The following is a 23,818-nucleotide window of genomic DNA, read 5'->3' as shown; positions in this document are numbered from 1 at the left end:
GTCGGCTCCAGTTAGTATACCAAGCATTCACACCCTATACCTCAAGAAGGTTGTTTGTGCCGGGTTGGTCAACAGCCGCACCCTTCGTTAACTTTATGTCACGTGTTAAGGCACGCATCGAACCAGGTTTTCCACTGTTGATATTTATTCTTCAAGGCATCGGCAGTTGCCGATACTTTTACCGATTTTCTTGCGTAAGCCGGCGGCAGACCGGCAGCCAGGATAGCAGCGCCGAGCAGGCTCGCCTCTTTTTGCAGCAGGCTATGAACCTCCAGCGGATTGCATGCGGCTATGCCTTGCTGCAGCGCCGGCACCTCGGACAGGCCGCCCGACAGATAAACACGGTCTATGCCATAGTTATGCCGGAAATCATCCAAGATGCGGGTTACACGAAAAATGATGCCTTCCAGCAGCAGACAAGCGATCTGACGTTCATCAAGACCATCGACAGGCGCCGAAAAGACAAGGCCGGATAGCTCGCGAAAATACGGCGCGCCCAGTCCGCTCGGCTCGCAGATGCAGAACAGCTGTGCCGATTCGGCCAAATTCTCCAGTTGGCAGTCCCGGTAAGGGTAAGGGGCCAGCGCGGCGGCGATGGAGTTGATCGTGCCTTCGATGGCGATGTGCGTCTTCGAAGCGTTGTCCTTGTAAACCAGCGTCCGCAGGTAACCGTCCGTCTGTACCGGTTCCTGTTCAGGCAGGTAGCGGACCACGAAGCCGCCGGTACCCAGATTGACCAGTGCTTCCGCACTGTCGGGCCGGAGGCTGGCGATCAGGGCGGCGGACTGGTCCGCGATATCGGCTTGCAGCGTGCAGCCGTTTTTCAGCGTCAGATTCAGGCCGGAAGAGGGCGTGATGGCCGGCAGCCAGTTCAAGGCAATTCCGAACAGGTCGCATAAAACCGGGGACCAGGCCGCCTGCCGAACATCCATCAACAAAGTACGCGCCGCCATGGAGACATCGGTTTGATGCCAGTTACCGCCCGACCAGTGATAGATCAGAAAGCAGTCCAGCGTGCCGACGATCAGCTCGCCTTGCTCCAGGCCCTCGCGCAGCGGCGGACGATCCTCCAGCAAGACGCGCAGCTTGGGTGCGAAATAATACGGCGTTAGGCGCAGGCCGGTCAGGTCTTTTATCAGCGGTTCCTGCGGTCGCAATACCCGGCAGCTTGCTTCGCCGCGCGTGTCCTGCCAGGAAATCAGCGGCGTGATCGGCAGGCCGCTGATCTTGTCCCAAATAAGAAAAGAAGAGCGCTGGCACGATAGTCCCAATCTGGCGTTGTCGCCTGCATCGGCAAGACATTCATCCAGCAACGCCGTAGCGGTGGTCAGATAGGCCAGGGCGTCGCTTTCGCAGATGCCGTTCTCACCCGTCGTGGTCGGCGCAGGGCGCGAGAGTACGGCGGCGAACTCGCCTTTATCAGCCAGTATGCCGGCCTTCAGGGCGGTCGTGCCCAGGTCAAGCGCGATAGTCGGAATCAATGAAGCAGCCATTTTTCGGTACACGTGTCGAGTTGATGGTGCATGGTGTCCCGGTCCCATCCCAGTACCTCTGCGGCGATGCTGGCCAGGCGCTGCAATTCGGCCGGCGTCAGCTTCGCCAGGATCAGCAGCGGCAGGCGGCGCCGCAGCAGATCTTCCAGATGCACGACCATTTCATGCTGCGCGCAGAAAACCAGGTCGGCCATGATGAACGGCAGGGCCGGCGTTATGCGCCGGGCCAGTTCAGGCTCCTGTTCGCACAGCTCGAAGACGGCCGGTGCCCGGTTGCCGTGGCGGCGCTGCAGCCAGTGCGCGCTGAGGCTGTCGATGCCGAGATGCGTGGCTTTGCGTGAAGCGTCGGCGCACCATTCCGCATAGTCCGTATCAGGGCGCCAGGGAAAGGGTTTGCCGAAGGTCTGGCCGGCGGTGCCGATGCCTAACTGCTCGCACACCGCATCGACAATATGTTCGGCATCTTCACGCGCCGAAGTCAGTTTGCCGCCAATCGAAGAGAGCAGGCCATCGGGGGCAATTTTTAATGTCCAGTCACGGCTGACGGCCGAAGGCGACGGCTCGTCGCTGGGCTTCAGCACGCGCAGGCCGGCGTACCGGCCGATGATGTCGTCTTCCGTCCAGTTTGCCGTCCTGAGCACGCGGTTGGCCTCGGACAGCAGATAGCGGATGTCTTCGGCTTCGACCGTCACATGCTCGATATCGCCGCTATAATCGGTGTCAGTCGTGCCGAGCAGCGTCAGCCCGTACCAGGGCATCATGAAAAACACGCGCCCGTCGGTTTGCGCGGTCAGCAGCAGGGCTTCGTTTTCCAGCATTTTCGGCAGGACCAGATGCACGCCTTTCGAGAGCCTGTAGCGGTTGTTGTCATGAAGGCGGGCTGACCACTGGCCGGCCGTGTTGACGATCCGGGTGGCGCCGACATCGGCCGTCTCGCCCGTGGCCTGGTCCTGACAGACGGCGCCGCAGAGCCGGCCGTCATTTTCCAGAAAACGGTTGACTCGGCAATAGTTCAGGCAAATTGCGCCGCTGTTCTGCGCACCGGCTATCAGTTCCAGGACATAGCGGGCATCGTCGGTCTGGGCGTCGAAATAGGTGAAGCCCGCCGCCAGGTCGGTCGTCTCAAGGCAGGGGAAACGCTCGGCGAATTCGGCATGAGAATGATATTGGTAAGTCTGGGTTTTCGGCACCGTGCCGGCCAGCAGATCATAAAGCAGCAGGCCGATTTTTAATTGCAGCGAGCCGATGCGGCTGTGTTTATAAATCGGTATGCCGAAACGCAGCGGCCAGACCCGGTGCGGCGCTGTTTTCAGCAGCATCTGCCGTTCAGCTAGGGTCTTTCTGACCAGCTTGAAGTCGAGGGATTCCAGATAGCGCAAGCCGCCGTGGATCAGCTTGCTGGATGCGGAGGAGGTTGCACAGGCCCAGTCGCCCTGGTCGACAATGGCGACCTTCAGGCCGCGCAAGGCCGCATCGTAAGCGGTCCAGGCGCCATAAACGCCGCCGCCGCAAACCAGCACGTCAACATTGCGGTCTTTAAGCTGCGAGAAATCCCGGTGCATAAATCACGCTTGTGTTTGAATCAGTTTCTATCATGACAATACAGACTCCTGAACTCAATTATCGATGCGAAGCGGTAAGGTAAATGCCTCACTCATGGTTTTGGGCTTGACGGATTTTCGACCTTGCCAGGAAATGAAAATTCATAAAAAAAACGTTAAAAATCCGTTTGGGCTTTTGGATGCAGCGGAAATAATGGCCCGAGGTTTGTCATAGAAAATATCTGGCGTGTTGTTTGGGTTGAGAGCTGTGAATGTGAAAGAACGTTTGTCTCCCCATTCAGAAATTCAGCTTATTGGGTGCTTTGGCATGAGTCGGTTATGAGAATATTTTTTACCTTGCTGGTGCTGCTTGGACTTCTTTGGGGTATCGTCTTGGCGGTGGTCCCGCATCCCAAGGCGGTGTTCTCGTTGATAACAACCGATGCGCCGTCGGCATTGCCGATTCCCGTCCAGGGTGTATCGCGCAAGGCGATTGCCGATTCCTGGGGCAATCCGCGCAGCGGCGGCCGGGAGCATAAAGGCATCGACATTTTCGCCAAACGCGGCACGCCGGTGCTTGCGCCGGTTTCGGGGCTGATTGTCGGCATCGGGCAGAACCGTCTCGGTGGCAATAACGTCAGATTATTGGGGCCAGGGCTTCAGCTTCACTACTTTGCTCATCTGAACCGGTTCGGGCCTGTCAAACTGTATGATCTCGTCCAGCGAGGCGATGTGATCGGCTACGTCGGCGACACCGGCAATGCCAAAGGCGGGCCGCCGCATCTGCATTACGGGATCTATACCCGCAATGGTGCGATCAATCCGTATCCGTTGCTTGTGGCAGGGAATAAGTGAAATTTGGAATCGTGAGAAGAATGAATGGGTTATGCAATAGGCTGTGTAGGTTGGGATGGGGCTTTAGCGGAAACCCGGCATGGGCGGCCGAAATGCTGGGTTTAGCAACCCAGCCTACCGCCGCTAAAAGCTCCGGTGCTCGGTGGGACAAACGGGGTATATCTCATTACTGAACACGATATTGCACAAACACCCCAAAAACATGCTCGCCATAATTCTCCGGTATCGCATTCAGAAACAGATGATTGCCGATCAGCGGTGTGAGGCCGTCGTAATGCCAGTCCTGTACGGTGTTATGCTCATAACGATGATAGAAGCGCATCGATATGTCCTTGCGCAGATTCCATCTCAGGTTGGTTTCCAGAATATGCCTGTCGAAATTAATGGCCGGAAAGCGATTGCCGGTGGCCTGGTTACGAACATTCGGATTGGCGAAGGCCAGGTTGGATGCGGCCTCATAATCAACGTGAGTGTTTGCCCAATTGTATGAATAACGGATATCGATATCGAATGAGGCGAACTGGTAAAGAAGTCCCAGCCCTATCATATGGTTGATGTCATCGACGGATTCTTTCCAGGCCGCGGCATAAGGAAAGCGGCTGCCGCCGGCATAAGAATCGGCCGAGATGCCGATGTCGTTGATATTGCTGAGCTGGCTTTGCTGTTTCTGAAAACTGTAGAAAGCGTAGGCATTCAGCCGGGACGAAGGCTGATAGTTGCCTTCCAGATTGGCCGAGATGGTGCGGGCGTTTTGCAATCCGTAACGTACGTCATAAACGTTATTGGTCCAGTTGGCGGAAGCGATCAGATCCAGATCGTCGCGCAGCAGGAAATTGGCTTGGGCCTTGATCCGGTGCTGCTGCCGGTCGCTCAGATCGTATTTCCTGAGATCGGCCAGCGTAAGCGGCGTGGCGCCGTCGGTCAGTGACGATCTGAAGCCGGGCAGCGAGCCGGTATAGAAGGGTACGTAGGGGTTGTAGTCATAATCGCTGCCGTCCCGGGTCGAGTATTCGTAGGACAGGCGCAAGGTCGTCCAGGACAACGAGCGGTTCGATAAATGGAATTTCAGATGGTTTTCATCGGTGCTGATGCGCTCGCGGTAGCTGGGTTCATGCTGTTCAAAATGATAGCCGAAGCCGGCCGTGGTCTTATAGCTGAGCCGGTAATCGGCATCGAAAAACCAGTCCATGACTTTCTGCGAGAAGGGAATGCTGCGGTAATGAAACGGGCTTTGCGGCGTTGCCGGCCTGAAAACCTCGCCGCCTTGCGCGCCGTCTTCAAGGATCATTCCGTATTGGTTGGTCAGCCGGTTGAACGCCGTATAATCCGTGTCATTGGCTTCGTTGTAATAGCGGAATTTCGCTTTCAGCGTCAAAGGGTCCCACGGCGCCAGTTGCAGGCCCAGTTGAAACAGCCAGTTCGTAATCTCGGCATCGGCGGTTCTTCGCGGCAGCGATGCGGCTGAATTCCACTGGTCCATGTTGATGCCGGTAAAAGTCTGCCCCGAGTTGAGAGTCGACGGGAGCAGGTCATCATTCTGATACATGCGCGACCAGGACAGCGTCGAGGTCAGCTGCCCGCGCATCGGCAGCCGGTAGGCGAGATCGGTCTTGACCTGGTGGAAAGTGTTATCGGGATACAAATCGAAGCGGCCGCGTTCGACGATAAAGTTCGTGCCGGGGAGGTTGGTAAACGGGTTGTCGAAGGTCAGCTGGCCTTTGTCGTTGGCGAAGAATGAGCCGGTATAATTCAGGTTGAGTTCCAGATCCGTGCCGGCATAGCTAAAACCGGTGCGTATTTCATTGGTCACATAGTCGATGGGTTCGATGGTTTCGACCATGCCGCCTGAGTTCGCGCCGGCATAAAACGGCGGCAGGAACGAGCCGCCGAAAGCCCGTCGGCCTTCTTTCGTTTCATGGGAAAAATCGGCGAAGAATTTCAGGCCCAGCGTCGGCGTATAGTTGAAGCCGATACGGCTTTCCTCCCGGTTGATGCCCAGATCGGGATTGTAGGCCGATGCCAGGGCCTGCCGGATCTGTTCGTTGCTGTTGCGGCCGGGGACGAGCCCGAACGGCAGCGTCAGGTTTTCGCTGCCGACGCCGTGAAAAATCGTTACGGCATTGTCGGTATAGGTATGCGGCGTCTGGTTGAAAAAGCCGTTGATCCTGAAGGTGCCGAGCTGGCCTGTCGATAATTGGTAATACTGGTCATTACGTCCGACGCCGCCGCCTTGCGCATCCAGAAAATAGCCTTCACGTTCCTGCCAGCCTGACAGCGAAAAGTAATTGAGCAAGGGCCCGTTGCGCCAGTCGCTGTAATCATTGAATTTTGAATAGGCGCTTTTGCCGCTGCCGAATAAATAGCCGAAATCCAGACTGCCCCGGTATTGCCAGTCTTCATTCAGCTTCTTATAGCTTAACGGCTCATAGGGCGTATCGAACAGCAGGCCGCTCGGCGTTCTGGAAGGTTTCTGTTTGACTGAGGAAAGCCCCTGCGGGGATTTGATCCGGGTTGTATCGGTGCCCGTAGGATTGAGGTTGTTCCCGGGCGGATTGCCGGCGCCGATCGCCGATGAGGTAAAGGCCAGCAATGCAACAAGCAAAGCAGTATATTGGCTGCCGGAGCGGCCGGCGCTGACAGCGGGCGGCATCGCCGCCTTGCTATCGATGGAAAAGCATGCCCGCGGCATGATTGGAGCCATGAATCTGGGCATGGCAGTTTTGGCAGCTTCGGTTGATGAGGCGCGCATCCGGATTGGAAGCCGACGCCAGATTCGCGGTCGTCATCAAATCGTTGGGATGGCCGCGGTTGGTATGGCAGGTCTGGCACAGGAACGGCCTGGTGCTGACCAGAAGCGATTCGTGATTGGAGCCATGCGGCTGATGGCAATTCAGGCAGCTTTCCCGGACCGGCGCATGCTCCCAGATGAAAGGGCCGCGCTTTTCCTGATGGCATTGATAGCAAACCTGATTGACCGTATCGGCTTTCAGCATCGGGTCGGTGTTCGAACCGTGCGGATTGTGGCAGTCGATGCAGGTGACTTTGCCTTCGGGCAAGGGCATGTGCGAGCGTTTTCTGAACTCGGCGCGCTGTTGCTGATGGCAGCTGTAACAGGTCTGATTGATGCCGTCCTTGCGCAGCAGGCCTTTTTGCGAGAACTGCGCCATCGGATTATGGCAATCGCTGCAGCTCAAGTCATTCATGTGATGGACCGAGCCCGGCCAGGCGATGCGCTCCTTGCCGCTGTGGCACTGAAGGCACATGGAGTTCTGCTGGCTGACGGTCGCGCCTGACTGATGCGTGAACGCCATGATTTTCGATTTATCGGCAGGGGCCGATACGTGCTCTGATCCGGGGCCGTGACAGGTTTCGCAGCCTTCTACTTTCGGATTGTCCGGCGCGGCAAGATGGGGAATGCGCGCATGAACCGTATGGCTCCAGTGACTGTTTTCAAGTTCATGGCAACTGGAACAGACGCTTGCTCCGACATACTGGGCATGGCTTTGCGCGGCATTGAGTTCCGGTTTCAGGGACGGCGGCGACAATGGCGAACAGCTCATTATCGCCGCCAGGCCGGCGAGTAAAGTTAAATAAACCAGTCTCATACGTGAGAAAAAATCCTGCATTACTTACTACCTTATTTACACACATAGCCTTATTGGCAGAAAACCGGCAATGTTCAGGTTTTATGCGGGTCCGGCATATCACTGTTGGATGGGAGGGTATTTGAGTAATCTGAACCGCAGCGGGTTAGATCCCGGTATCAATTCCATTTCAGCACTTACCGGGGTCTGGCTGGCGCCGTCTTTTATCATCTCTACATAAGGCAGAGTAACTAGACCGGTTTCAGTATCAGCATTCACGGCGCTGTCTGAATTGGTTGCGGTCAACTCGGCAGTTTCCAGTACGAATCCAAGACCGGTCGGGCTATCCTGGAGCGGAATGAGCTTCAAGCCAGCCCTGAATTTTTGCGTGCCGACAAAAACGACCGGCAGGGTCAGCGTAGTGGTGTCATAAAAATAGGAGGCTGTCGTTGAAAGATTCGGAAAGCCGGGCTCTTCTAAAATAAACTGCATGGGCTCAGATCCTGTTATCAGCGTCAAGTAGGCATCTCCCGTGCCCAAGCTGGTGCCGCCTTGCGTTACCTCTACCGAAGGTATCAGCACTTGCCCTGTTTCAGGGTCAAACGTCGCGGGATTGTTTGAAGAAGCCGTAGTCAGTTCAGCGTTTTTCAATACGAATCCGTAGCCGGTTGGGCTATTGTTGGGCAGAGTGAGTCCGAGGGTGGCGTTGAATTTTTGGCTGCCGACATTAACGACTGGCAGTTTCAGCGTTAAACCATCAAAAGAAGCGTTGGGAGCGACCGTTGCGGCAGCGAAAACATAGTCTGTGATAAGGAAAGAGAGCAGAATAATCAACGAGCTTTTTATCTTCATAGGTTCACCCTTGATATAGGCCTGAGATATAAAAATTGACCACAGGCTATCTAACATAAAAAATCATTACATTGATTTTGATCAGATAAAAAGCCGGTATTGAATATGAGTTTATTTTTTACCGTCAGCAGGACTTCCTATCATCCCGGCGAATATAATTGAAACTGGATAGTCTATTTAAGAGGTTATGCTGAATTGCGGATTTTGGGATAGCGGCGGCAATGACAGACAATTCATTGTCGCCGCTAGGCGGCTAAGGTTAAATAAATCAGCCTCATGCCTTACCGGTAGAAAACCAGCAATGATCAAATTCATTGCTGGTTTAAAATAGGCATTATTGCGTGATAGGCGTGTAGCTGGTTAAGCTGAACTGTAACGGATCGGAACCCGGTACCAATTGCATTTCAGCGCTTACCTGACTTTCACTGACGCCGTTTCGCTGCAGATCAATTAAAGGCAGGGTAACTATTCCGGATGCGGGGTCATAAGTCGCAGGAGTGTCCGAAGTTAGTTGGGTCAACTCTGCGGCTTCCAGCTGGAAGCCAAGGCCGGTCGGACTGCTTGGGAGTTGGATGAGATTCAGGATTGCACTGAACTTTTGCTCTCCGACATTGATGACCGGTATTGCCAGCTTGTTGGCGTCATAAGAGAAGAAGGCAACAGTTGGAATCTCTAAGCCGCTTTGTTCTAAGTTAAACGTCATAGGATCAGAGCCAGCCACTAATGTCAATTCGATATTCGTTACCTGATCTTGGACAGCGCCGTTCTGTACCACATCCACCGAAGGGATGAGTACTTTTCCGGATGCGGAGTCATAAGTCGCGGCAGTATCCGAAGACTCCGTGGTCAACGTGGCATTTTCCAGCACGAATCCAACGCCGGTCGGACTGCCTGTGAGCGGAATCAGTCTCAGGGTGGCATTGAATTTCTGGCTGCCGACATCGACCACCGGAAGTTTCAATGTTGTTCCATCAAAAGTGGCATTGATGGGGGTGTCCGCCGCTGTTTGCGGGAAACCGGCGCTTTGCCATGCGAGCATGGCATCTTTTTGTTCCTGGTTCAGCAATGGTTTGGTACCTGCCGGCGGCATTGTCATTGCCTCAACAGCCCTGGTGATGGCACTATCAGCATTTGGCAGCGTTGCCTCATAGGTATCCCAGTTGACTCCGGGAGGCGCGCCGTTGCGCGCCGCTCCGGTCAGCTGAGACGAATGACAGGACAGACAGTTGGTGGCAAATACTTTCTCTCGAATGCCGTTGGGCCCGTCATAAACCGGATCAATAGCGAAAGCATGGCCTGTGATAAGGAAAGAAAACAGTAAGACTAACGAGCTCTTTATATTCATGGGTTCACCTTTGGGGCTTGCAAATAAAGTCGTGATCTCAGATTATCTAACTTAAAAAATCATTACATTGATTTAAGTCAGGTAAAATCTATTGATGAGCATGAGCTTGATTTCTTATGTCGGTTGAGCGTCGCCTTATCTCGGGTTGGACATAATCAGGGCGGCGCATGTATTTAAGAAGCTGTGTTGAGTTCCGGTTTCAGGGGACGGTGGCGACAATGGCGGGCAGCCTGTTAGCGCCGCTATGCTGGCGATTGAAGTTAAATAAATCAATTTCATGCTTGAGATAAAAAGTCCTTCATCAATTAAAACATAGTCTTATCGGTAGACAACCAGCAATGATCAAGTTCATTGCTGGTTTGATGGACTCATTCTGCGATAGGTGTGTAGTTGGTTAAGATGAACTGTAACGGATTGGAACCCGGTACCAATTGCATTTCGGCTCGGACCGCGCTTTGGATAATGTCGTCTTGTATCAGCTCTACGTAAGGCATAGTGACTAACCCGGTTGCAGTGTTGGCCGTCGCGGCAGTGTCCGAAGATGCGCCGGTCAGCACGGCGCTTTCCAGTACGAATCCAATACCGGTAGGGCTGCCGCCCAAAGAGACCAGCCTCAGGTTTGCACGGAATTTCTGATTGCCGACAATGACAACCGGCAGATTCAGAAGGGTGGTATTAAAAGAGTAGCTGGCGTTAGTGGGCACCGTCAAACGGTTATCCAAGCTGAACGTCATTGGATCAGAGCCCGGAATCAATGTCAGCTGGATAGCCACTGTGCCTATATCGGTGCCGTTCTGTATTACCGCTACCGAAGGTACAAACACTTTTCCGGTCGCAGGGTCGGCAGTGGCGGGATTGCTGGAAGATGCCGTGGTCAACGCGGCGTTCTCCAATACGAATCCGTTGCCGGTCGGGCTGCTTTCGAGCGGAATCAGCCTCAGGGAGGCATTGAATTTTTGATTGCCGATATTGACCACCGGGATTCTTAATCGGGTGCCGTCAAAAGAGGGATCGGCAGAGCCGGCAGTGGTTATAATGCCTTTTGGGAAGCCGGCGTCTTGCCACGCGAGCATGGCGGCACTTTGTTCTTCGTTAAGCAATGAACCGCTGGTACTGGGCGGCATAGACCCCTGCTCAACGGCCGCGACGATGGCGCTCTCAGCATTCGGTCGCGTTGCCTCATAGGTATCAAAGTTGACGTCGTCCGGAGCGCCGTTGCGCGCCGAGCCGGTCAGATGGGAGGCATGGCAGGCCAGACAATTGGCGGCGAATACTTTTGCTCGAATGCCGTTGGGCCCGTCATAAACCGGATCAATGGCGAAAGCGGGGCCTGTGATAAGGAGAGAAAACAGCAGGATCAACGAACTTTTTATATTCATTGGTTCACCTTTGTGTATAGGCTTTAAAAAGTCGCAATACACAGGCTAGCCTACGCCAAAAATCATGACATTGACTTTAGTCATACATGATATTGACTTTGGTCAGATAGAAAGCCGCTGTTGAATTTACCCCACGAACTGACGTCACACCATCTCGGACTGGGCATCATCAGGCCGGCGCATGTATTTAAGAAGCTGTGCTAATTTCCCGCTTCAGGGACAGCGGCGATAATGGAGAGCATTCACCATTGTCGCCGCTTCCTTATAAGGGCATGGCCTTATTGGTAAGGCGATAATGCTGAAGTTATTGCGGGCTTGCCGGATACCATGGGGCTACAGGCATAACGGTAGAGGCAGTTATGTTGAACAGCAGCGGATTAGAGCCTGGCACCAATTCCATTTCGGTAAGCATCTGGCCCAGCCTGACGCCGTTTTGCATCACTTTTATCACAGGCAGGACAACCTGTCCGGTTTCAGGATTATAAGTTGCGGCATCCTCTGAAGATGCCGTGGTCAGCTCAGCGCTTTCCAGCATAAAACCGGAATTTGATGGGCTGGTGAGGAGGGGGATTAGCTTCAGGGTTGCACGGAACTTCTGGTCTCCGACATTGACGACCGGCAGGGTCATAATACCGCTGCTATAATTGTAAGTAGCCGGGGGCGAAATTGTCGGAAAACTGGGATTATCCAAGGTAAATACCATTGGCGCTGAACCGGTTACCCAGGACATCCGGACATCTCCGCTGCCCAGGCTGACGCCCTTTTCCATCAACTCTACCGAAGGCAGATGCATTTGCCCGGTTTCAGGAGCAAAAGTTGCCGGATGCTCTGAAACCGCTGTGGTTGGCCCAATGCTATCCAGTATGAACCCGTAGCCAGTCGGACTATTTTTGAGAGGGATTGATCTAAAGGTGGTTTTGACCTTGCGATCGCCGATTTCGAGGACTGGGAGAGTCAGAATACTGCCGTCAAAAGAGGACACAGCCGTTTTTGGGAAGCCGGCGCTTTGCCATGCGATCATAGCAGCCCTTTGTTCATCGTTGAGTAATGGTTTGGTGTTGGTGGGATGCATAGACCCCTGTTCGACGGCCTTGACGATGGCGCGCTCAGCCTTCTTTAGCGCTGCCTCATAGGTATCAAAGTTGACATCGGCCGGCGCGCCATTGCGCGCCGCGCCGGCTTTATCGGCTGCATGGCAGGCCAGGCAATTGGAGGCGAATACCTTCGCTCGAATGCCGTTGGGTCCATCATAAACCGGATCAATGGCGAAAGCGGGGCTTGTAACAAGAAAAAGGGATAGTATGACTGATGTGTTTTTTATATCCATAAGTTAATTTTTATTATAGGCTTGAAAGAAAAAGTCGTGATCTCGGGGAGCTTGTGTTCATAATCATGATATTGATTATGATACAGGTAAAACATAAGTAAAAGTCATTTCTGAGCACGAGCTTAGTCCCCAGCTTCAGCTGAACGCCATACCTTTTCAGGCAAGATATAATCAATTCGGATAGTATGTCGCTAAGGAAAACTTTTTGTTTGCTACCGTAAATTATTTATGACTGATGCCGCAATACGTTCAGACTCCCCAGCATTGCTGAAAGTCCATAAGCAAAAGGATGGCGATAAAGTGGTCAGATTGTCTGGCAACTGGACGCTGCGCAATCTGGCGATGGCGCCGCTGTTGAGGCATAAAATTAAAAAATTGGCCGGCAACAAAAGTATGCAATGGGATATGGAGGCTGTCGATGTGCTCGATAGCGGCACGGCCTTGATTCTCTGGCAGGATTGGGGGAAGCAGATGCCGGCGGCGCTCCGGATGCGGCCGGAGCATCAGCGTTTGTTCGAGCGCTGGCAATCGCAACAGCTTACGGAATCCAAGCCTAAGCGTTCCCGGGTATTCCTGATAATTCAATATCTGCAGCGGACGATTGAGAGTTTCCGGCTTCAGCTGCTGGATTTGGTCATGCTGCTAGGACAGCTGGTTCTCGATATAGCTTACTTGCTCCGGCATCCGGGAGCTGTTCCCTGGTCTGAGATTTCCGGCACGATCTATGAGGCGGGCGTTCGGGCTTTGGGCATTACGGCACTGGTGGGTTTCCTGATCGGCATCGTGCTCAGTTATCTGTCGGCGCTGCAGCTAAAGCTTTTCGGGGCCGAGATTTATATCATCGATATTCTGGGCCTGAGCGTTATTCGCGAGCTGGGGCCATTGCTCGCGGCCATTCTGGTCGCCGGCCGTTCCGGCTCGGCCATGACTGCGCAAATCGGCATCATGCGTGTCACCGAAGAACTCGATGCATTGTCCGCAATGGGGATTTCCCACTCCATGCGTTTGATTCTGCCCAAAGTGGCGGCGCTGACGATTTCAATGCCGCTGCTGAGCGTCTGGACCAGCGCTATGGCGCTGGTCGGCGGCATGGTTTCGGCGCAGAATACGCTGGATATCAGTTACCAGCAATTTTTTCTCAAGTTGCCCGATGTGGTGCCGCTGCTTAATGTCTTTATCGGGCTGGGCAAGAGCGTCGTGTTCGGTTTGATGATAGCGCTGATTGCCTGCCATTTCGGATTCCGTATTCAGCCCAATACCGAAAGTCTCGGCTACGAAACGACGAATTCCGTAGTGGCCGCGATTACCGTGGTGATCATGAACGATGCCGTATTCGCGATCCTGTTTATGAAGGTAGGCATGCCATGATCGAGTCTCCGAAAGATACGTCTTCATGCGCGATACGGATCGAACACGTCTGGACCCGCTTCGGCGAGAAGTTGGTGCATAAGGATATCAATCTTTGCCTGCCGCAAGGCCAGATTATGGGCTTGGTGGGCGCGTCTGGCTCCGGTAAGACGGTCTTGCTGCGTGAGATCATAGGCCTGCAAACGCCTACGCAGGGGGAGGTGTTCGTGATGGGGCAATCCATGAAGAGCGCCAGTGCCAGTAGCGAGCGGCGATTGCGCAACAATTTCGGCGTGCTGTTCCAAAAAGGCGCGCTGTTCAGCGTGCTGGATGTTTTCGATAATATTGCCTTCCCGCTGCGTGAATTGGGCGTCCGTGATGAGGAATTGATCAGGCATCTGGTTTTCATGAAACTGGAAAACGTAGGGTTGTCGCCTAAGGATGCCTGGCTGAAGCCGGCCGATCTATCCGGCGGCATGACCAAGCGAGTCGCGCTTGCCCGTGCGCTGATCGTGGAGCCGCCGTTGCTGTTGCTGGACGAGCCCACCTCGGGCCTGGACCCTATTTCCAGTGAGGATTTTGTCAAACTGTTATCAAGCCTGCATCGCGATCTCAGGTTCACGGTCGTCATGGTGACGCATGATCTGGATATCTTGAGGGATTTATGCACGCTGGTGGCGGTGCTGGCCGATCATCAACTGGCCGCATTCGGACCGCTGGCCAAGGTACTGAGCAGCAAGCATCCTTTTGTTGAAGAGTTTTTCCACAATAGGCGCGCTGAGCGGGTATTTCAATATCAAGAGACTACGCATGGGTAGAAATAATCACGCATTGATGACCGGTCTGTTTTTGGTCGCTTTAATTACGGCGACGGCGATCGTGATCTACTGGATGGGCCATTTTGAGCGCGAACGCGATCTTTATGTGATTTCAACGCGCCAATCCGTTTCCGGCCTCAATCCCGAGTCCACGGTATTTTTCCGTGGTATTGCCGTAGGCAAAGTGCGGAAGATCCTGTTTGATCCGAAAGATTTCGGCACGATTCTGGTGCCGATTGAAGTGGACAAAGACATTACGCTGACCAAAGGCGTTTATGCCACGTTGCGGTTAAAAGGCGTCACCGGCTTAACCCAGATCGAATTGCAGGACGACGGCAAGATTCGGGAAGTGCTGCCGCCCGGCAATAATCCCATGACGCGCATTCCCCTAGTGCCGTCATTGACCGACAAGCTGATGCTTAAGGGCGAGGACTTGCTTACAAAGGCCGAGCAAATCATGGGGCGTCTCAATTCATTGCTGAATGACGAAAATGAAAAACATATCGGCGATATTCTCAGTAATTTCAATGCCCTGACCGCCAAGCTTGCCGACTTGCAGGTAAGCGTGGATAAAGCGCTGGCCGGCGTCCCGGCGTTGAGCGCCGATGCGCAGAAAACGTTGATGCATGTCAATGCCTTGACCGCAGATTTACAGCATTTAACTAACAATGTGCAGAAGCTGAGCAATAAAGCGGAGAACCTTGCCGACACCGGCAAAACGACCGGCGATCTTCTACTGCAAACGACGCTGCCGAAAATCAATGATCTGTTGTCTGAACTGCAATCGACCACGACCCAGGTCAAACGCGTGGCCACGATGCTCGAAAATAATCCACAGAGCCTGCTGTTGGGTCCGGCTGAGCCCGAACCCGGTCCGGGTGAACCCGGTTATAAGGAACCGAAATGAACTATTCAAGCGTATTATTGTTGCTCTCTATTGCAATCAGCACCGGTTGCAGCATTACCTCCAAGCAGCAGCAAGCCGCACTGCACGATTTCGGCGCTCCTTATTCCCGTAATGAAAGCGGTCAATCGATTAAACCGGCTGTCACGGTCACCGCACCTAAATGGTTATGGGACAACCGCATCCGTTATCGGCTGCTCTACGCGGCCCCGACTCAGGTAAGATTTTATGCCCTGGACCGCTGGATCGCAGCGCCTCCGGAATTGCTTGAGCAGCAATTAGTTGACGACACAAAGTCGCTGGATTATTTGCTGAACATCCGTCTGCTGGACTTTGAACAGCAGTTCGAGTCATCTGACCGGGCCCGTGTCGTGATGCGTTTTTATCTGGAGGCTTATGCGCCTGATAATAAAGTTCTGCTCGGTGCTCATGAATTTCATTTGGAGCAGGTGACACAAACGCCTGATGCATCGGGCGCGGTAACGGCTTTCGCCGAATTAGTGCAACAAGCCGAAGACAGAATACAGGCCTGGTTGGCTCGACTGCCCGGTACAGCTAAAGGAAACGGCCGGAGCGGCATTTCTTCTGCACTATAGAGTAGAAAACAGTTGTTCGCGGACAAAAAAAACCTCCCGGAGCCAATGGCAACGGGAGGTACAAAGAATACAGAATCATAAGGTTCTGAATTTCCATAATCCGAGGAGGTATATGAAACAGGTGGAGACGAGCTTTTCAGACTCTATCTCATGGCTACGCGCCAAATATTCGGACACTCGCCAAAAACGGTTACAAGCAGGCTGGAATGATTTCTCATAAGCCAGCAAAAATAAGTATAGCATCGGCTTAAAAATTTGCCTGAAAGGCTAAGTATTAAATTTCGCCGTTAGTTGCAGCACACTATACGCAGATAATTAATGGTTTACAATATGGTGTATTATTAATAGATTGTTTCTATTTTGTTGATAATTGCTGATATTGAACGGATTTGTCATGCATTTGCAAGCGGATTTTTTGTTTATCCAGAATAATTTCCAAGCACGCATGACACATTATGCGCGAGGAACGACAGAAAACCGTTTTTGCAGGAAGCAAGAAAATCAGCCTCATTGTCTATATAGTCCAATTCTTTTGCCGACAGGCGATCAAACTTGACCGATATAGTGGGTTTTTTTATATTGAGCCGATACCCTATTTCATAAGCGCGCATTTATGCTAAAGGTGGCATGGATTGTTGCGAGTCACGAGAATCAATAATTAAGGAGTTATTATGAAGTTTCTTGCCGTCCATCCGAGCCCACTTATGTACACTAAAGTGTTTTTGCGCCTCGAACCGCTCGGCTTGGAGCAGGTCGCCGATACGGCCCGCCGGAGCGGTTATCAGGTCCGCCTGATCGATTTGCAGGTGGAGTCGCATCAGGCTTTGTACCGTCTGCTGGATGACTGGCAACCCGATATCATTGCCTTCTCGTTGAATTATCTGGCCAATGTGCCGGAAGTGATCGACCTGGCCAAAGCCGCTAAGGATCGGTTGCGGCACAATTTTGTCTTTATCGGCGGCCATAGCGCCTCATTCACGGCGGAAGAAATACTGGAGCACGGCGAGGGCAAGATCGATGCGATTCTGAAAGGCGAAGGCGAATCAGGGCTGCCGTTATTGCTGCAGGCTATCAGGGAAGACCGGGAAAATATTCATTGCGTGCCGGGCGTCGTGACCATGAAAGGGCAGGGAGGGCAACCGACTTTTATGGCCGACTTGAATAATGTGTCGCCGGCGCGGGATCTAGTCAACTATCGCAAGAAATACTTTCTGGGCACCATGGACCCGTGCGCGTCGATTGAATTTTCCAGAGGCTGTCCGTGGGATTGCTCGTTCTGTAGCGCCTGGACTTTTTACGGGCGCAGCTATCGCGTGCTGAGCCCCGAAAAAGTCGTCGAAGAAATGCAGCGCATCCACGAGCCGGGCGTTTTTATTGTCGACGACGTGGCGTTCATTCAGGAAAAGATGGGTTTCGAGATCGGCGAGGCGCTGGCCAGGCAGGGCATCAAGAAGGAGTATTATCTGGAAACCCGCGGTGATGTGCTGTTGCGCAACAAGGACGTCTTCAAGTTCTGGAAGGAGCTCGGCATGAGTTATATGTTTCTGGGCATCGAATCGATTGATGAAGAGGGTCTGGAAAAATACCGCAAACGCATCGATTTGAGCCGCAATTTCGAGGCGCTGGAATTCGCGAGATCCTTAGGCATCAATGTCGCCATCAACATCATCGCCGATACGGACTGGGATCATGAACGCTTCCATGTCGTCAGGGAATGGTGCAAGGAAGTCCCGGAGATCGTCAATATCAGCGTCAATACCCCCTATCCGGGCACAGAAAGCTGGCTGACCGAATCACGCAATCTCACGACCCAGGATTACCGGCTGTTCGATATCCAGCATGCGGTGCTGCCGACCCGCCTTCCGATTGACGAGTTTTATGCGGAGCTGGTTGAAACGCAACGAGTCATGTTCACCAAGCACCTGGGTTGGGCCGCCATACGCGATGTGACCAAGATTATCGGCGGCCATTTAATACGCGGCCAGACTAATTTTGTCAGCAACCTCTTCAAGTTCGACAAAGTCTTCAATCCTGCGCTTCAGTTGGAAGACCACCGCATGCCGGTCAAATATCAAATGCGGCCCCCGGTTCGCGATAGGCAATTTACCAATGCGAAGGCTCTTTCCAAATCTCTTTATATTCATCAGCCTTTGGGGCGCGCGAGCCGGCAGTTGGATGACGAAACCGAACAGTTCGTCGACAGGAGCAGGGGAGCGTAATCCGGAAGGGAGACCGGCACGCATATCAGGACATCTTGATTCTGCCTTATCTTGTTGAGATTTTTGATCATGGGGCCGTGGGGCTGATGCCGCACCGCCTGCTGCAAGAAGACAAATGATTGATTTGGCGGATTACGTGTGCTCAAGTCCCGCCTAGAACTGCAGGCGGTGGATTTTGGGAAACCATTGTTGATGTTGAAGGCCACTTAGTTTGTGATCAGCCCGGTAAAAATCGGCAGTCGTAAAGTGAGAAAATGCGCGCCGATCCGCAGCCATTTCCAAAACTGTATGGGCAATATGCCGTGCCTGGATTTTTGATTCTGATTGTATATTCAGTGTTCTTAACTCTTGTTTCTGGTTACAGCTTTACTGTTTTTATCAATCAGCATTTGGATGACACTGTCAATCGAGCCTGATTGCGCAATTTCCTGGTTAAAAGAAGTACGATAATTAGTTACCAGGCTGACGCCTGCAATGATGATGTCATAGACTTTCCATTCGCCTTGTTTATTCAGCAGCATGCGATAGTTGACATCAACAGGCTGCTGCCCAGGTTGATGGACCACGGTCTTTACAAGGGTCCTGCCGTCGTCTTTGTCATCGTTATAAGGGTTGTAGGTAATGGTCCAGTCTTTATAGTCCAAAAATGCCCTGGTGTAAGTGCGCACCAGCAAGGTTTGAAATTCCTTTATGAAGCGCCGTCTTTGTTCAGGGGTAGCTTTGTGTATATTTTTGCCTAATACCAGTTGCGATACTCTGGTCATATCGGCGAATTTGGCCACGATCCCGTCGACAAATTGGACTGACTTATTAAAGTCGTTTTGATAGGCCGGTTGTTTTAATGTCTGTTTTATTTGTTCCGAGCTGTCCTCAATGATCTGCTGGGCCTGGGCTGTGTCCTCGGCGGCGAGCGCAACAGGGGGCAGGGTGATAAAGCTGAAGAAGGGTATCAGTAGTAACAATAGTTGCCTGTGAAACATGGAAATCTCCAGAAAAGATAGTAAAGCCGGTTAAAAAATCGGCCAGCTTCATGACCGGATTTCAGAATTACATTAATCAGAACCGACAAGCCTCTCTATAATTTGTAAATTAAAAGCAAAGCTCATTCAGACTTCAACCGGTAACAATATTAATACCTTTGTTTGTTACGGGTATGTCCCTGCTTCTATCCCGCGTTAATTCAAAATACACATCTGAATGACTAATAAGAGTAGTAATTGGCCTATTTTTATCCAGCTACACGTATCCATAAAAATAGGCAATTTATAAATATCGCCATGCTTATTGGTCAACGGTGCGCTTTTCAAAACCGGTATGGATTTGTTAAAGCCGATGTCAATAAAGAACCGAGAGCGTGAAAAGACGCAAAACTTTAAATTTTCGCAACAACCTGATTTATATTGGAATAAGGCGCTATAGAAGGGAAAACTGAGCCAACTGTTTCAGATTTTTACATCTGAAACAGCTGACAACCGCGCACTCCTAACAAAAGCACGGCCTTATTTTCCTATCGTTCTTCCGGTTCATCGCTAGGCATGCCTTTTCTATCAGGTTGAGCATCGGGAGGAGACGTTTCGGGAGCGTTCGGGTCGATAATCCGCTTTGGCGTCGGCATAGGTTTGGCCTTCTCCATTTTTTCTTTTGTCCAGTAAGATTCGATAGCTTTTGACTCATCCCTTGTCTTCGTTTTGTCGGTTTCTGTCACCCTGCGTTGGTCCGTATCGGTTTGCGTTTGTCCGCAGCTTGTCATCGAAATTAGCCATAAACCCAGCACAAGCTTCCATTTTGAATAATGCATGATATAACCTCCAGCTTTATGAACCAAGGCTTAAGTTGCTTGAATCCATTGCCTTAAAGGCTTCGGCTAAAGCTAATGATGCCAATTTGCTTTAAGGGTCGTTGTTGGAATGCGCAAAACATGCGGCTATGATGTCTTCGGATTCGTCATTATCAGATGTAGTGTTTCTAAACGGAGGCGAGCTCATCTCCTGCCAAAATAGTCCACTTGTAGTGGTAGGGGGCGTGTTGCAATTAACCAGACAGCGGCTGTGGCTATTCACCCCATTGACTGCATTACTTAGAGGGTCCGTTGTACTCGATGCATCGGTATCAGGCGTTTCACCGAGTCCGCCTGTCCACCCTAAAATCCAAGGCCCTCCGCTTGATCCGCCTGTTAAATCGCTGCCGATTATTTTGGAAATCTGTCCGCCACTCGTCGAATCATAGGTATACCACTCAGTCGATGCTGTTGTCTGTAAAGTTCTTCCCCTGAACGGAGGGATACCCGGATATCCGAACGTGCGTTCGGCTTGGTTAGGGGGAAAGTTCCAGGCATGAGCCAACCATCCCGTGATATTGCCAATTTTATCCGCTATTTTCGTTCCCGTGGCTGCAGTTATTAAGCAAGAATAATCGTAATCCGCGTCGCCTGAGGTATGCCAGCGGCTCGGTACAACTCTTGCGATTATTGCCCAACAGCCTCTTGCCGGATGTGCGCCGTTGGCATAGCTTGGGCAAAACAGCTGGTTCGTAGCCAAATGTCCTTTTCCATCCGAACTGCAGTGGCCCGCAGTAATCAATGTGCTTCTATTAATTACGGAAGCGGAGCAAGAGGCATCCCTTCCATTGAGAGTGTAAAACAGTATTCCAATAGTCGATTTGGGATAGGCTATAATGGGTTCGGCCTCTCTCCACCGCTGAAACGGACCATAGGGGCCGTCTTTAGGGTTAACGGGGCTACTGCCATGCATCGGTTGGATCAGATCACCATGAGCCACGCTCTCGGAAGACAGTAAGGATTCAGATGACACGGTACGTGGCGCGGTATCGCAATTTTTAGCTTTAGGCGGACAGCCGGGAGAGTATCCAGGAAGGGCTTGCTCATCACTTTCCTGGCTGGCCGAGGAGAAAAGCAATGAATCCGACTTGATAACGACTTTAGGCATTTGCGCAGGCTTGGTCTTGGACATTTTTGCTGACGTCCAATAGGATATAATGGCCTGCGCATCGGCAGTCGTCATGGCTCTTTTTCTTTCGTCCATATTGACCATAATGACCCCATCTGTAGCCTCCGCAGCGGCTTCCAGTGTCGGTTGCGCATAAGTTGTTGTCATACAAGACCATAGCCCTGCCACGACAGTTTTTGAATATCTCATGCTAATGCCTCGCCATTACTTTGTAATTGATATTTCACTCGATAAGGACAGAACCGAGACCTTGCAAAACACACTTAATTCATCAGAAAAAACAAAAAGAATCTTGGAATAAGCATTTTCAATGCCTGTTTGACGGCGACAGTACGCGATGCGGGGCAGTGTAACGGTTAAAAAGATTAACCATTAAAGCATTTATTTTTAGCCAGAAAAGAAGTTCAGGCATTCACCGGCCTGAAAAAGATCCATTAACTAGCCGATCATGGGCCAGAGCGTTTCTGTTCTTTATAAAACAGCCTGAACAGGCGCAATCTCAATTCAGGTATCAGGAAGAACAAGGACCTTATATCAGCGCTTGATTATTTCTTGATGAGTTCTTCAGATTTAACTGTTTTTTCAGATTCGTTTTATGGAAATTTAAGGTTAGATTGATTAACACTGTAGTCGAGATTGAGCTGGTGATTTTACTAATGCGGTATTTACTCTAACTTCGAATCATCCTCAATAGCAAGAAGCTTGGCCGGAAGTACTATTTTATCTCGGCTTTGATTTAGTGGTGATAAACGTCATCAGAATTTAATAATTGATTTTTATAATTAAATGTCAAGCATGGCGCCGAGCTGGAGTTATGGTCGATAAATCGAGTTAAGCTTTTGCAGGATTGATGCATGATGTGCCGAGTTAGGGCTTATGTAAGTCTTGCTGGACATTGGTGAGGTGTTCTCCGACAAGCATCATGCATGCGGTTCTATACCGGGCAGAGTTCCCGAACGCCCGTTGTATCATTTTTGATTCTCTTCATTTTTGCTGGACAAAGCAAAATCTGAGCTGGGAAATTCAGAACCAGAAGAGTATCATAAGAATATACCTTATTTTTTTTAAGGTTAAAAGATCGGGTATGCGAGCTGGTGTGTGATTACAGAAATTGATCCTGTCTCGGACTGGGTTGGGCTATTGCATGATGCGGTCCTGGCAGGGCTTATGTAAGTTTTGTCGGACATTGGTGAGTAATCTCCGGCAGGCAATCATGCATGTGACGCTATATCGGATAGTCAAACGCCAGATGGATCGTAAAGGGAGGGATTGTGGACTCCATCACATTGTGATGGATATAACAAAACATGAACAGGGAAATCTGTATTATAATCGTCACCCCTTAAGATTTTTTTAAGAAAGGAGAGAATCGATGAGTTGGAGCAAGGAAGAAGACCGGATGACTTATCAGGTCGTTGTCAACAAAGAGAATCAATATTCAATCTGGTCGGACTTCAAAGAGATTCCGGACGGTTGGCAGGCGGTCGGCAAGTCCGGAAACAAAGAAGCCTGCCTAACCTATATCAAGGAAATATGGACCGATATGCGGCCTCTCAGTCTCCGCAGTCAGATGGATGTTGCCGGAAAGCCAGCGATGGCAGCCAGAGCGTCAGGACAACGCTGAGAAGAGGCTAGCGCATGTCTGGGCACGATTGGGAGTCCTCCGTCTGGTTTCCGTCTGCAAACCGCAAGTCGACGGCAAAGATCCGGCTTTTCTGTTTCCCTTATGCCGGGGGGAATTCTTCTTTATTCAGTGCGTGGCCAGAATATTTTTCTGATTTGGTGGAGGTCTGTCCGGTAAACTTGCCAGGACGGGGAATCCGCTTTCATGAGAAAGCGTTCACGCAATTGGCGCCGTTGGCGCGCGAACTTGCAACGGCGATAGCGCCGTGCCTCGATATACCCTTTGCTTTTTTCGGACACAGCCTCGGCGGTCTGTTGGCTTTCGAACTGGCCCACGAGCTGCGGACGGCGCACCGGATGATGCCCTTTTACCTTTTTGTATCGGGCTGTCGCACCCCTAGACGAGACGTACCGAAAAGGACACTCCACGACTTGCCTGAGGATGAATTCTTGACCGAAATTAAGCGGATTGGCGGCACTCCCGAAGATGTACTAAACAATCGTGAACTGATGTCAATAATGCTGCCGACCCTGCGTGCCGACTTCTCGCTCTGGGAAACTTACCGGTGCATGCGGAGCGAGCCGCTGACGTGTCCTATCGTGGCATTCGGAGGTCTGCAGGATTCTCGCGTTAGCTGCGAGCAACTCGAATCATGGCGTGAAGAGACGCGAGGACAGTTTTCACTCCATTTGTTTCCTGGCGACCATTTCTTCCTTCATGCCCAGACAATGCCGTTATTGGCTATGATCGCCCGGTACCTCGAACCGCAGGTTCACAGGATGGCCTTGCACATGCCGCTATCGGCTGTCCGATACCGTCAAGATGGAGCACAGGACTACGATTTATTTTAAGTTTCAATTATGAGTGACATGTTGTCGAGCGCTACAATCACGCTGTCGCGAAGGCAACCAGAATCGCAACATCTTTTACATGATGAAGATACTGGATAATGAAGAATGATTACCTTC

Annotated in this window: 19 protein-coding genes; 8 read left to right on the top strand and 11 right to left on the bottom strand. The window is 51.7% G+C overall.

From position 1 onward, the window contains the following. Positions 1-98: 98 nt before the first annotated feature. Together ACTNE6_RS13715 and ACTNE6_RS13710 are read right to left on the bottom strand one after the other, a co-directional pair. A complete protein-coding gene (locus tag ACTNE6_RS13715; protein ID WP_442497134.1) occupies positions 99-1,493 on the bottom strand; it encodes an FGGY family carbohydrate kinase in 1,395 nt (464 codons plus the stop codon). Further along, positions 1,478-3,055 (bottom strand): glycerol-3-phosphate dehydrogenase/oxidase, encoded by a 1,578-nt coding sequence (locus tag ACTNE6_RS13710; RefSeq protein ID WP_442497133.1) that lies wholly within the window; start codon positions 3,053-3,055, stop codon positions 1,478-1,480. Before ACTNE6_RS13710 ends, ACTNE6_RS13715 begins: the two co-directional genes overlap by 16 nt. 318 nt (positions 3,056-3,373) lie before the next feature. Here ACTNE6_RS13710 and ACTNE6_RS13705 point away from each other — a divergent pair, with 318 nt between their 5' ends. Continuing rightward, on the top strand, positions 3,374-3,889 hold the full coding sequence (locus ACTNE6_RS13705) for a M23 family metallopeptidase (RefSeq protein ID WP_442497132.1): 516 nt from the start codon (positions 3,374-3,376) through the stop codon (positions 3,887-3,889). Between the two features lie 166 nt (positions 3,890-4,055). Here the strand turns inward: ACTNE6_RS13705 and ACTNE6_RS13700 are convergent, their stop codons facing one another. From ACTNE6_RS13700 to ACTNE6_RS13675, 6 genes are all read right to left on the bottom strand, one after another. Next, complete coding sequence (locus tag ACTNE6_RS13700) at positions 4,056-6,578, bottom strand: MtrB/PioB family decaheme-associated outer membrane protein (protein ID WP_442497131.1); 2,523 nt, start codon at positions 6,576-6,578, stop codon at positions 4,056-4,058. Continuing rightward, positions 6,550-7,449 carry a DmsE family decaheme c-type cytochrome gene (locus ACTNE6_RS13695; RefSeq protein ID WP_442497130.1) on the bottom strand — a complete coding sequence of 300 codons (900 nt, stop codon included), beginning with the start codon at positions 7,447-7,449 and terminating at the stop codon, positions 6,550-6,552. Before ACTNE6_RS13695 ends, ACTNE6_RS13700 begins: the two co-directional genes overlap by 29 nt. Positions 7,450-7,593: 144 nt before the next feature. Next, positions 7,594-8,325, bottom strand: coding sequence for a hypothetical protein (locus ACTNE6_RS13690; protein ID WP_442497129.1), 732 nt, complete (start codon positions 8,323-8,325; stop codon positions 7,594-7,596). A 334-nt stretch (positions 8,326-8,659) separates the two neighbouring features. Further along, a complete protein-coding gene (locus ACTNE6_RS13685) occupies positions 8,660-9,670 on the bottom strand; it encodes a hypothetical protein (RefSeq protein ID WP_442497128.1) in 1,011 nt (336 codons plus the stop codon). Between the two features lie 368 nt (positions 9,671-10,038). Beyond that, positions 10,039-11,049, bottom strand: a complete 1,011-nt coding sequence (locus ACTNE6_RS13680) for a c-type cytochrome (protein ID WP_442497127.1) — start codon at positions 11,047-11,049, stop codon at positions 10,039-10,041. Positions 11,050-11,353: 304 nt separating this feature from the next. After that, complete coding sequence (locus ACTNE6_RS13675) at positions 11,354-12,376, bottom strand: cytochrome c (protein ID WP_442497126.1); 1,023 nt, start codon at positions 12,374-12,376, stop codon at positions 11,354-11,356. Positions 12,377-12,604: 228 nt separating this feature from the next. Between ACTNE6_RS13675 and ACTNE6_RS13670 the strand changes: the two genes are divergently transcribed. The 5 genes from ACTNE6_RS13670 (at position 12,605) to hpnR (ending at position 18,260) form a co-directional block, all read left to right on the top strand. Then, positions 12,605-13,744 (top strand): MlaE family ABC transporter permease, encoded by a 1,140-nt coding sequence (locus ACTNE6_RS13670; protein ID WP_442497125.1) that lies wholly within the window; start codon positions 12,605-12,607, stop codon positions 13,742-13,744. Further along, a complete protein-coding gene (locus ACTNE6_RS13665; RefSeq protein WP_442497124.1) occupies positions 13,741-14,541 on the top strand; it encodes an ABC transporter ATP-binding protein in 801 nt (266 codons plus the stop codon). Before ACTNE6_RS13670 ends, ACTNE6_RS13665 begins: the two co-directional genes overlap by 4 nt. Beyond that, positions 14,534-15,448 (top strand): MlaD family protein, encoded by a 915-nt coding sequence (locus tag ACTNE6_RS13660; protein ID WP_442497123.1) that lies wholly within the window; start codon positions 14,534-14,536, stop codon positions 15,446-15,448. The genes ACTNE6_RS13665 and ACTNE6_RS13660 overlap by 8 nt, the downstream gene beginning before the upstream one ends. Further along, positions 15,445-16,041 (top strand): ABC-type transport auxiliary lipoprotein family protein, encoded by a 597-nt coding sequence (locus tag ACTNE6_RS13655; protein WP_442497122.1) that lies wholly within the window; start codon positions 15,445-15,447, stop codon positions 16,039-16,041. The genes ACTNE6_RS13660 and ACTNE6_RS13655 overlap by 4 nt, the downstream gene beginning before the upstream one ends. Before the next feature lie 671 nt (positions 16,042-16,712). Continuing rightward, positions 16,713-18,260: a hopanoid C-3 methylase HpnR gene (gene hpnR, locus ACTNE6_RS13650; protein ID WP_442497121.1), complete on the top strand. Its 1,548-nt coding sequence runs from the start codon at positions 16,713-16,715 to the stop codon at positions 18,258-18,260. A gap of 341 nt (positions 18,261-18,601) precedes the next feature. Here hpnR and ACTNE6_RS13645 read toward each other — a convergent pair whose 3' ends face one another. From ACTNE6_RS13645 to ACTNE6_RS13635, 3 genes are all read right to left on the bottom strand, one after another. Further along, entirely contained in the window at positions 18,602-19,240 is a 639-nt protein-coding gene (locus ACTNE6_RS13645) for an MlaC/ttg2D family ABC transporter substrate-binding protein (protein ID WP_442497120.1), read from the bottom strand. Between the two features lie 527 nt (positions 19,241-19,767). Then, complete coding sequence (locus tag ACTNE6_RS13640) at positions 19,768-20,058, bottom strand: hypothetical protein (RefSeq protein ID WP_442497119.1); 291 nt, start codon at positions 20,056-20,058, stop codon at positions 19,768-19,770. A 91-nt stretch (positions 20,059-20,149) separates the two neighbouring features. Further along, positions 20,150-21,415, bottom strand: coding sequence for a trypsin-like serine peptidase (locus tag ACTNE6_RS13635; protein ID WP_442497118.1), 1,266 nt, complete (start codon positions 21,413-21,415; stop codon positions 20,150-20,152). A gap of 1,183 nt (positions 21,416-22,598) precedes the next feature. On the opposite strand from ACTNE6_RS13635, the gene ACTNE6_RS13630 reads away from it, so the two are divergent. Both ACTNE6_RS13630 and ACTNE6_RS13625 read left to right on the top strand, forming a co-directional pair. Then, positions 22,599-22,850 (top strand): MbtH family protein, encoded by a 252-nt coding sequence (locus tag ACTNE6_RS13630; protein WP_194969531.1) that lies wholly within the window; start codon positions 22,599-22,601, stop codon positions 22,848-22,850. A 14-nt stretch (positions 22,851-22,864) separates the two neighbouring features. Further along, on the top strand, positions 22,865-23,701 hold the full coding sequence (locus tag ACTNE6_RS13625; protein WP_442497117.1) for a thioesterase II family protein: 837 nt from the start codon (positions 22,865-22,867) through the stop codon (positions 23,699-23,701). The last annotated feature ends 117 nt before the right edge of the window (positions 23,702-23,818 follow it).

Source organism: Methylobacter sp. sgz302048, assembly GCF_052162025.1.
GTDB lineage: Bacteria > Pseudomonadota > Gammaproteobacteria > Methylococcales > Methylomonadaceae > Methylobacter.
Note: the sequence above shows the minus strand (reverse complement) of the source record. Positions and strands in the feature narration are given on the sequence as shown.

What these genes read in the sequence shown, in the direction of transcription:
- ACTNE6_RS13700 (WP_442497131.1), bottom strand. Translation starts at nt 6,578, where the DNA reads ATGCCGCGGGCATGCTTTTCCATCGATAGCAAGGCGGCGATGCCGCCC.
- ACTNE6_RS13655 (WP_442497122.1), top strand. Translation starts at nt 15,445, where the DNA reads ATGAACTATTCAAGCGTATTATTGTTGCTCTCTATTGCAATCAGCACC.
- ACTNE6_RS13630 (WP_194969531.1), top strand. Translation starts at nt 22,599, where the DNA reads ATGAGTTGGAGCAAGGAAGAAGACCGGATGACTTATCAGGTCGTTGTC.
- ACTNE6_RS13690 (WP_442497129.1), bottom strand. Translation starts at nt 8,325, where the DNA reads ATGAAGATAAAAAGCTCGTTGATTATTCTGCTCTCTTTCCTTATCACA.
- ACTNE6_RS13660 (WP_442497123.1), top strand. Translation starts at nt 14,534, where the DNA reads ATGGGTAGAAATAATCACGCATTGATGACCGGTCTGTTTTTGGTCGCT.
- ACTNE6_RS13665 (WP_442497124.1), top strand. Translation starts at nt 13,741, where the DNA reads ATGATCGAGTCTCCGAAAGATACGTCTTCATGCGCGATACGGATCGAA.
- ACTNE6_RS13695 (WP_442497130.1), bottom strand. Translation starts at nt 7,449, where the DNA reads ATGAGCTGTTCGCCATTGTCGCCGCCGTCCCTGAAACCGGAACTCAAT.
- ACTNE6_RS13670 (WP_442497125.1), top strand. Translation starts at nt 12,605, where the DNA reads ATGACTGATGCCGCAATACGTTCAGACTCCCCAGCATTGCTGAAAGTC.
- ACTNE6_RS13710 (WP_442497133.1), bottom strand. Translation starts at nt 3,055, where the DNA reads ATGCACCGGGATTTCTCGCAGCTTAAAGACCGCAATGTTGACGTGCTG.
- ACTNE6_RS13640 (WP_442497119.1), bottom strand. Translation starts at nt 20,058, where the DNA reads ATGCATTATTCAAAATGGAAGCTTGTGCTGGGTTTATGGCTAATTTCG.
- ACTNE6_RS13685 (WP_442497128.1), bottom strand. Translation starts at nt 9,670, where the DNA reads ATGAATATAAAGAGCTCGTTAGTCTTACTGTTTTCTTTCCTTATCACA.
- ACTNE6_RS13675 (WP_442497126.1), bottom strand. Translation starts at nt 12,376, where the DNA reads ATGGATATAAAAAACACATCAGTCATACTATCCCTTTTTCTTGTTACA.
- ACTNE6_RS13625 (WP_442497117.1), top strand. Translation starts at nt 22,865, where the DNA reads ATGTCTGGGCACGATTGGGAGTCCTCCGTCTGGTTTCCGTCTGCAAAC.
- ACTNE6_RS13705 (WP_442497132.1), top strand. Translation starts at nt 3,374, where the DNA reads ATGAGAATATTTTTTACCTTGCTGGTGCTGCTTGGACTTCTTTGGGGT.
- ACTNE6_RS13645 (WP_442497120.1), bottom strand. Translation starts at nt 19,240, where the DNA reads ATGTTTCACAGGCAACTATTGTTACTACTGATACCCTTCTTCAGCTTT.
- ACTNE6_RS13715 (WP_442497134.1), bottom strand. Translation starts at nt 1,493, where the DNA reads ATGGCTGCTTCATTGATTCCGACTATCGCGCTTGACCTGGGCACGACC.
- ACTNE6_RS13635 (WP_442497118.1), bottom strand. Translation starts at nt 21,415, where the DNA reads ATGAGATATTCAAAAACTGTCGTGGCAGGGCTATGGTCTTGTATGACA.
- ACTNE6_RS13680 (WP_442497127.1), bottom strand. Translation starts at nt 11,049, where the DNA reads ATGAATATAAAAAGTTCGTTGATCCTGCTGTTTTCTCTCCTTATCACA.
- hpnR (WP_442497121.1), top strand. Translation starts at nt 16,713, where the DNA reads ATGAAGTTTCTTGCCGTCCATCCGAGCCCACTTATGTACACTAAAGTG.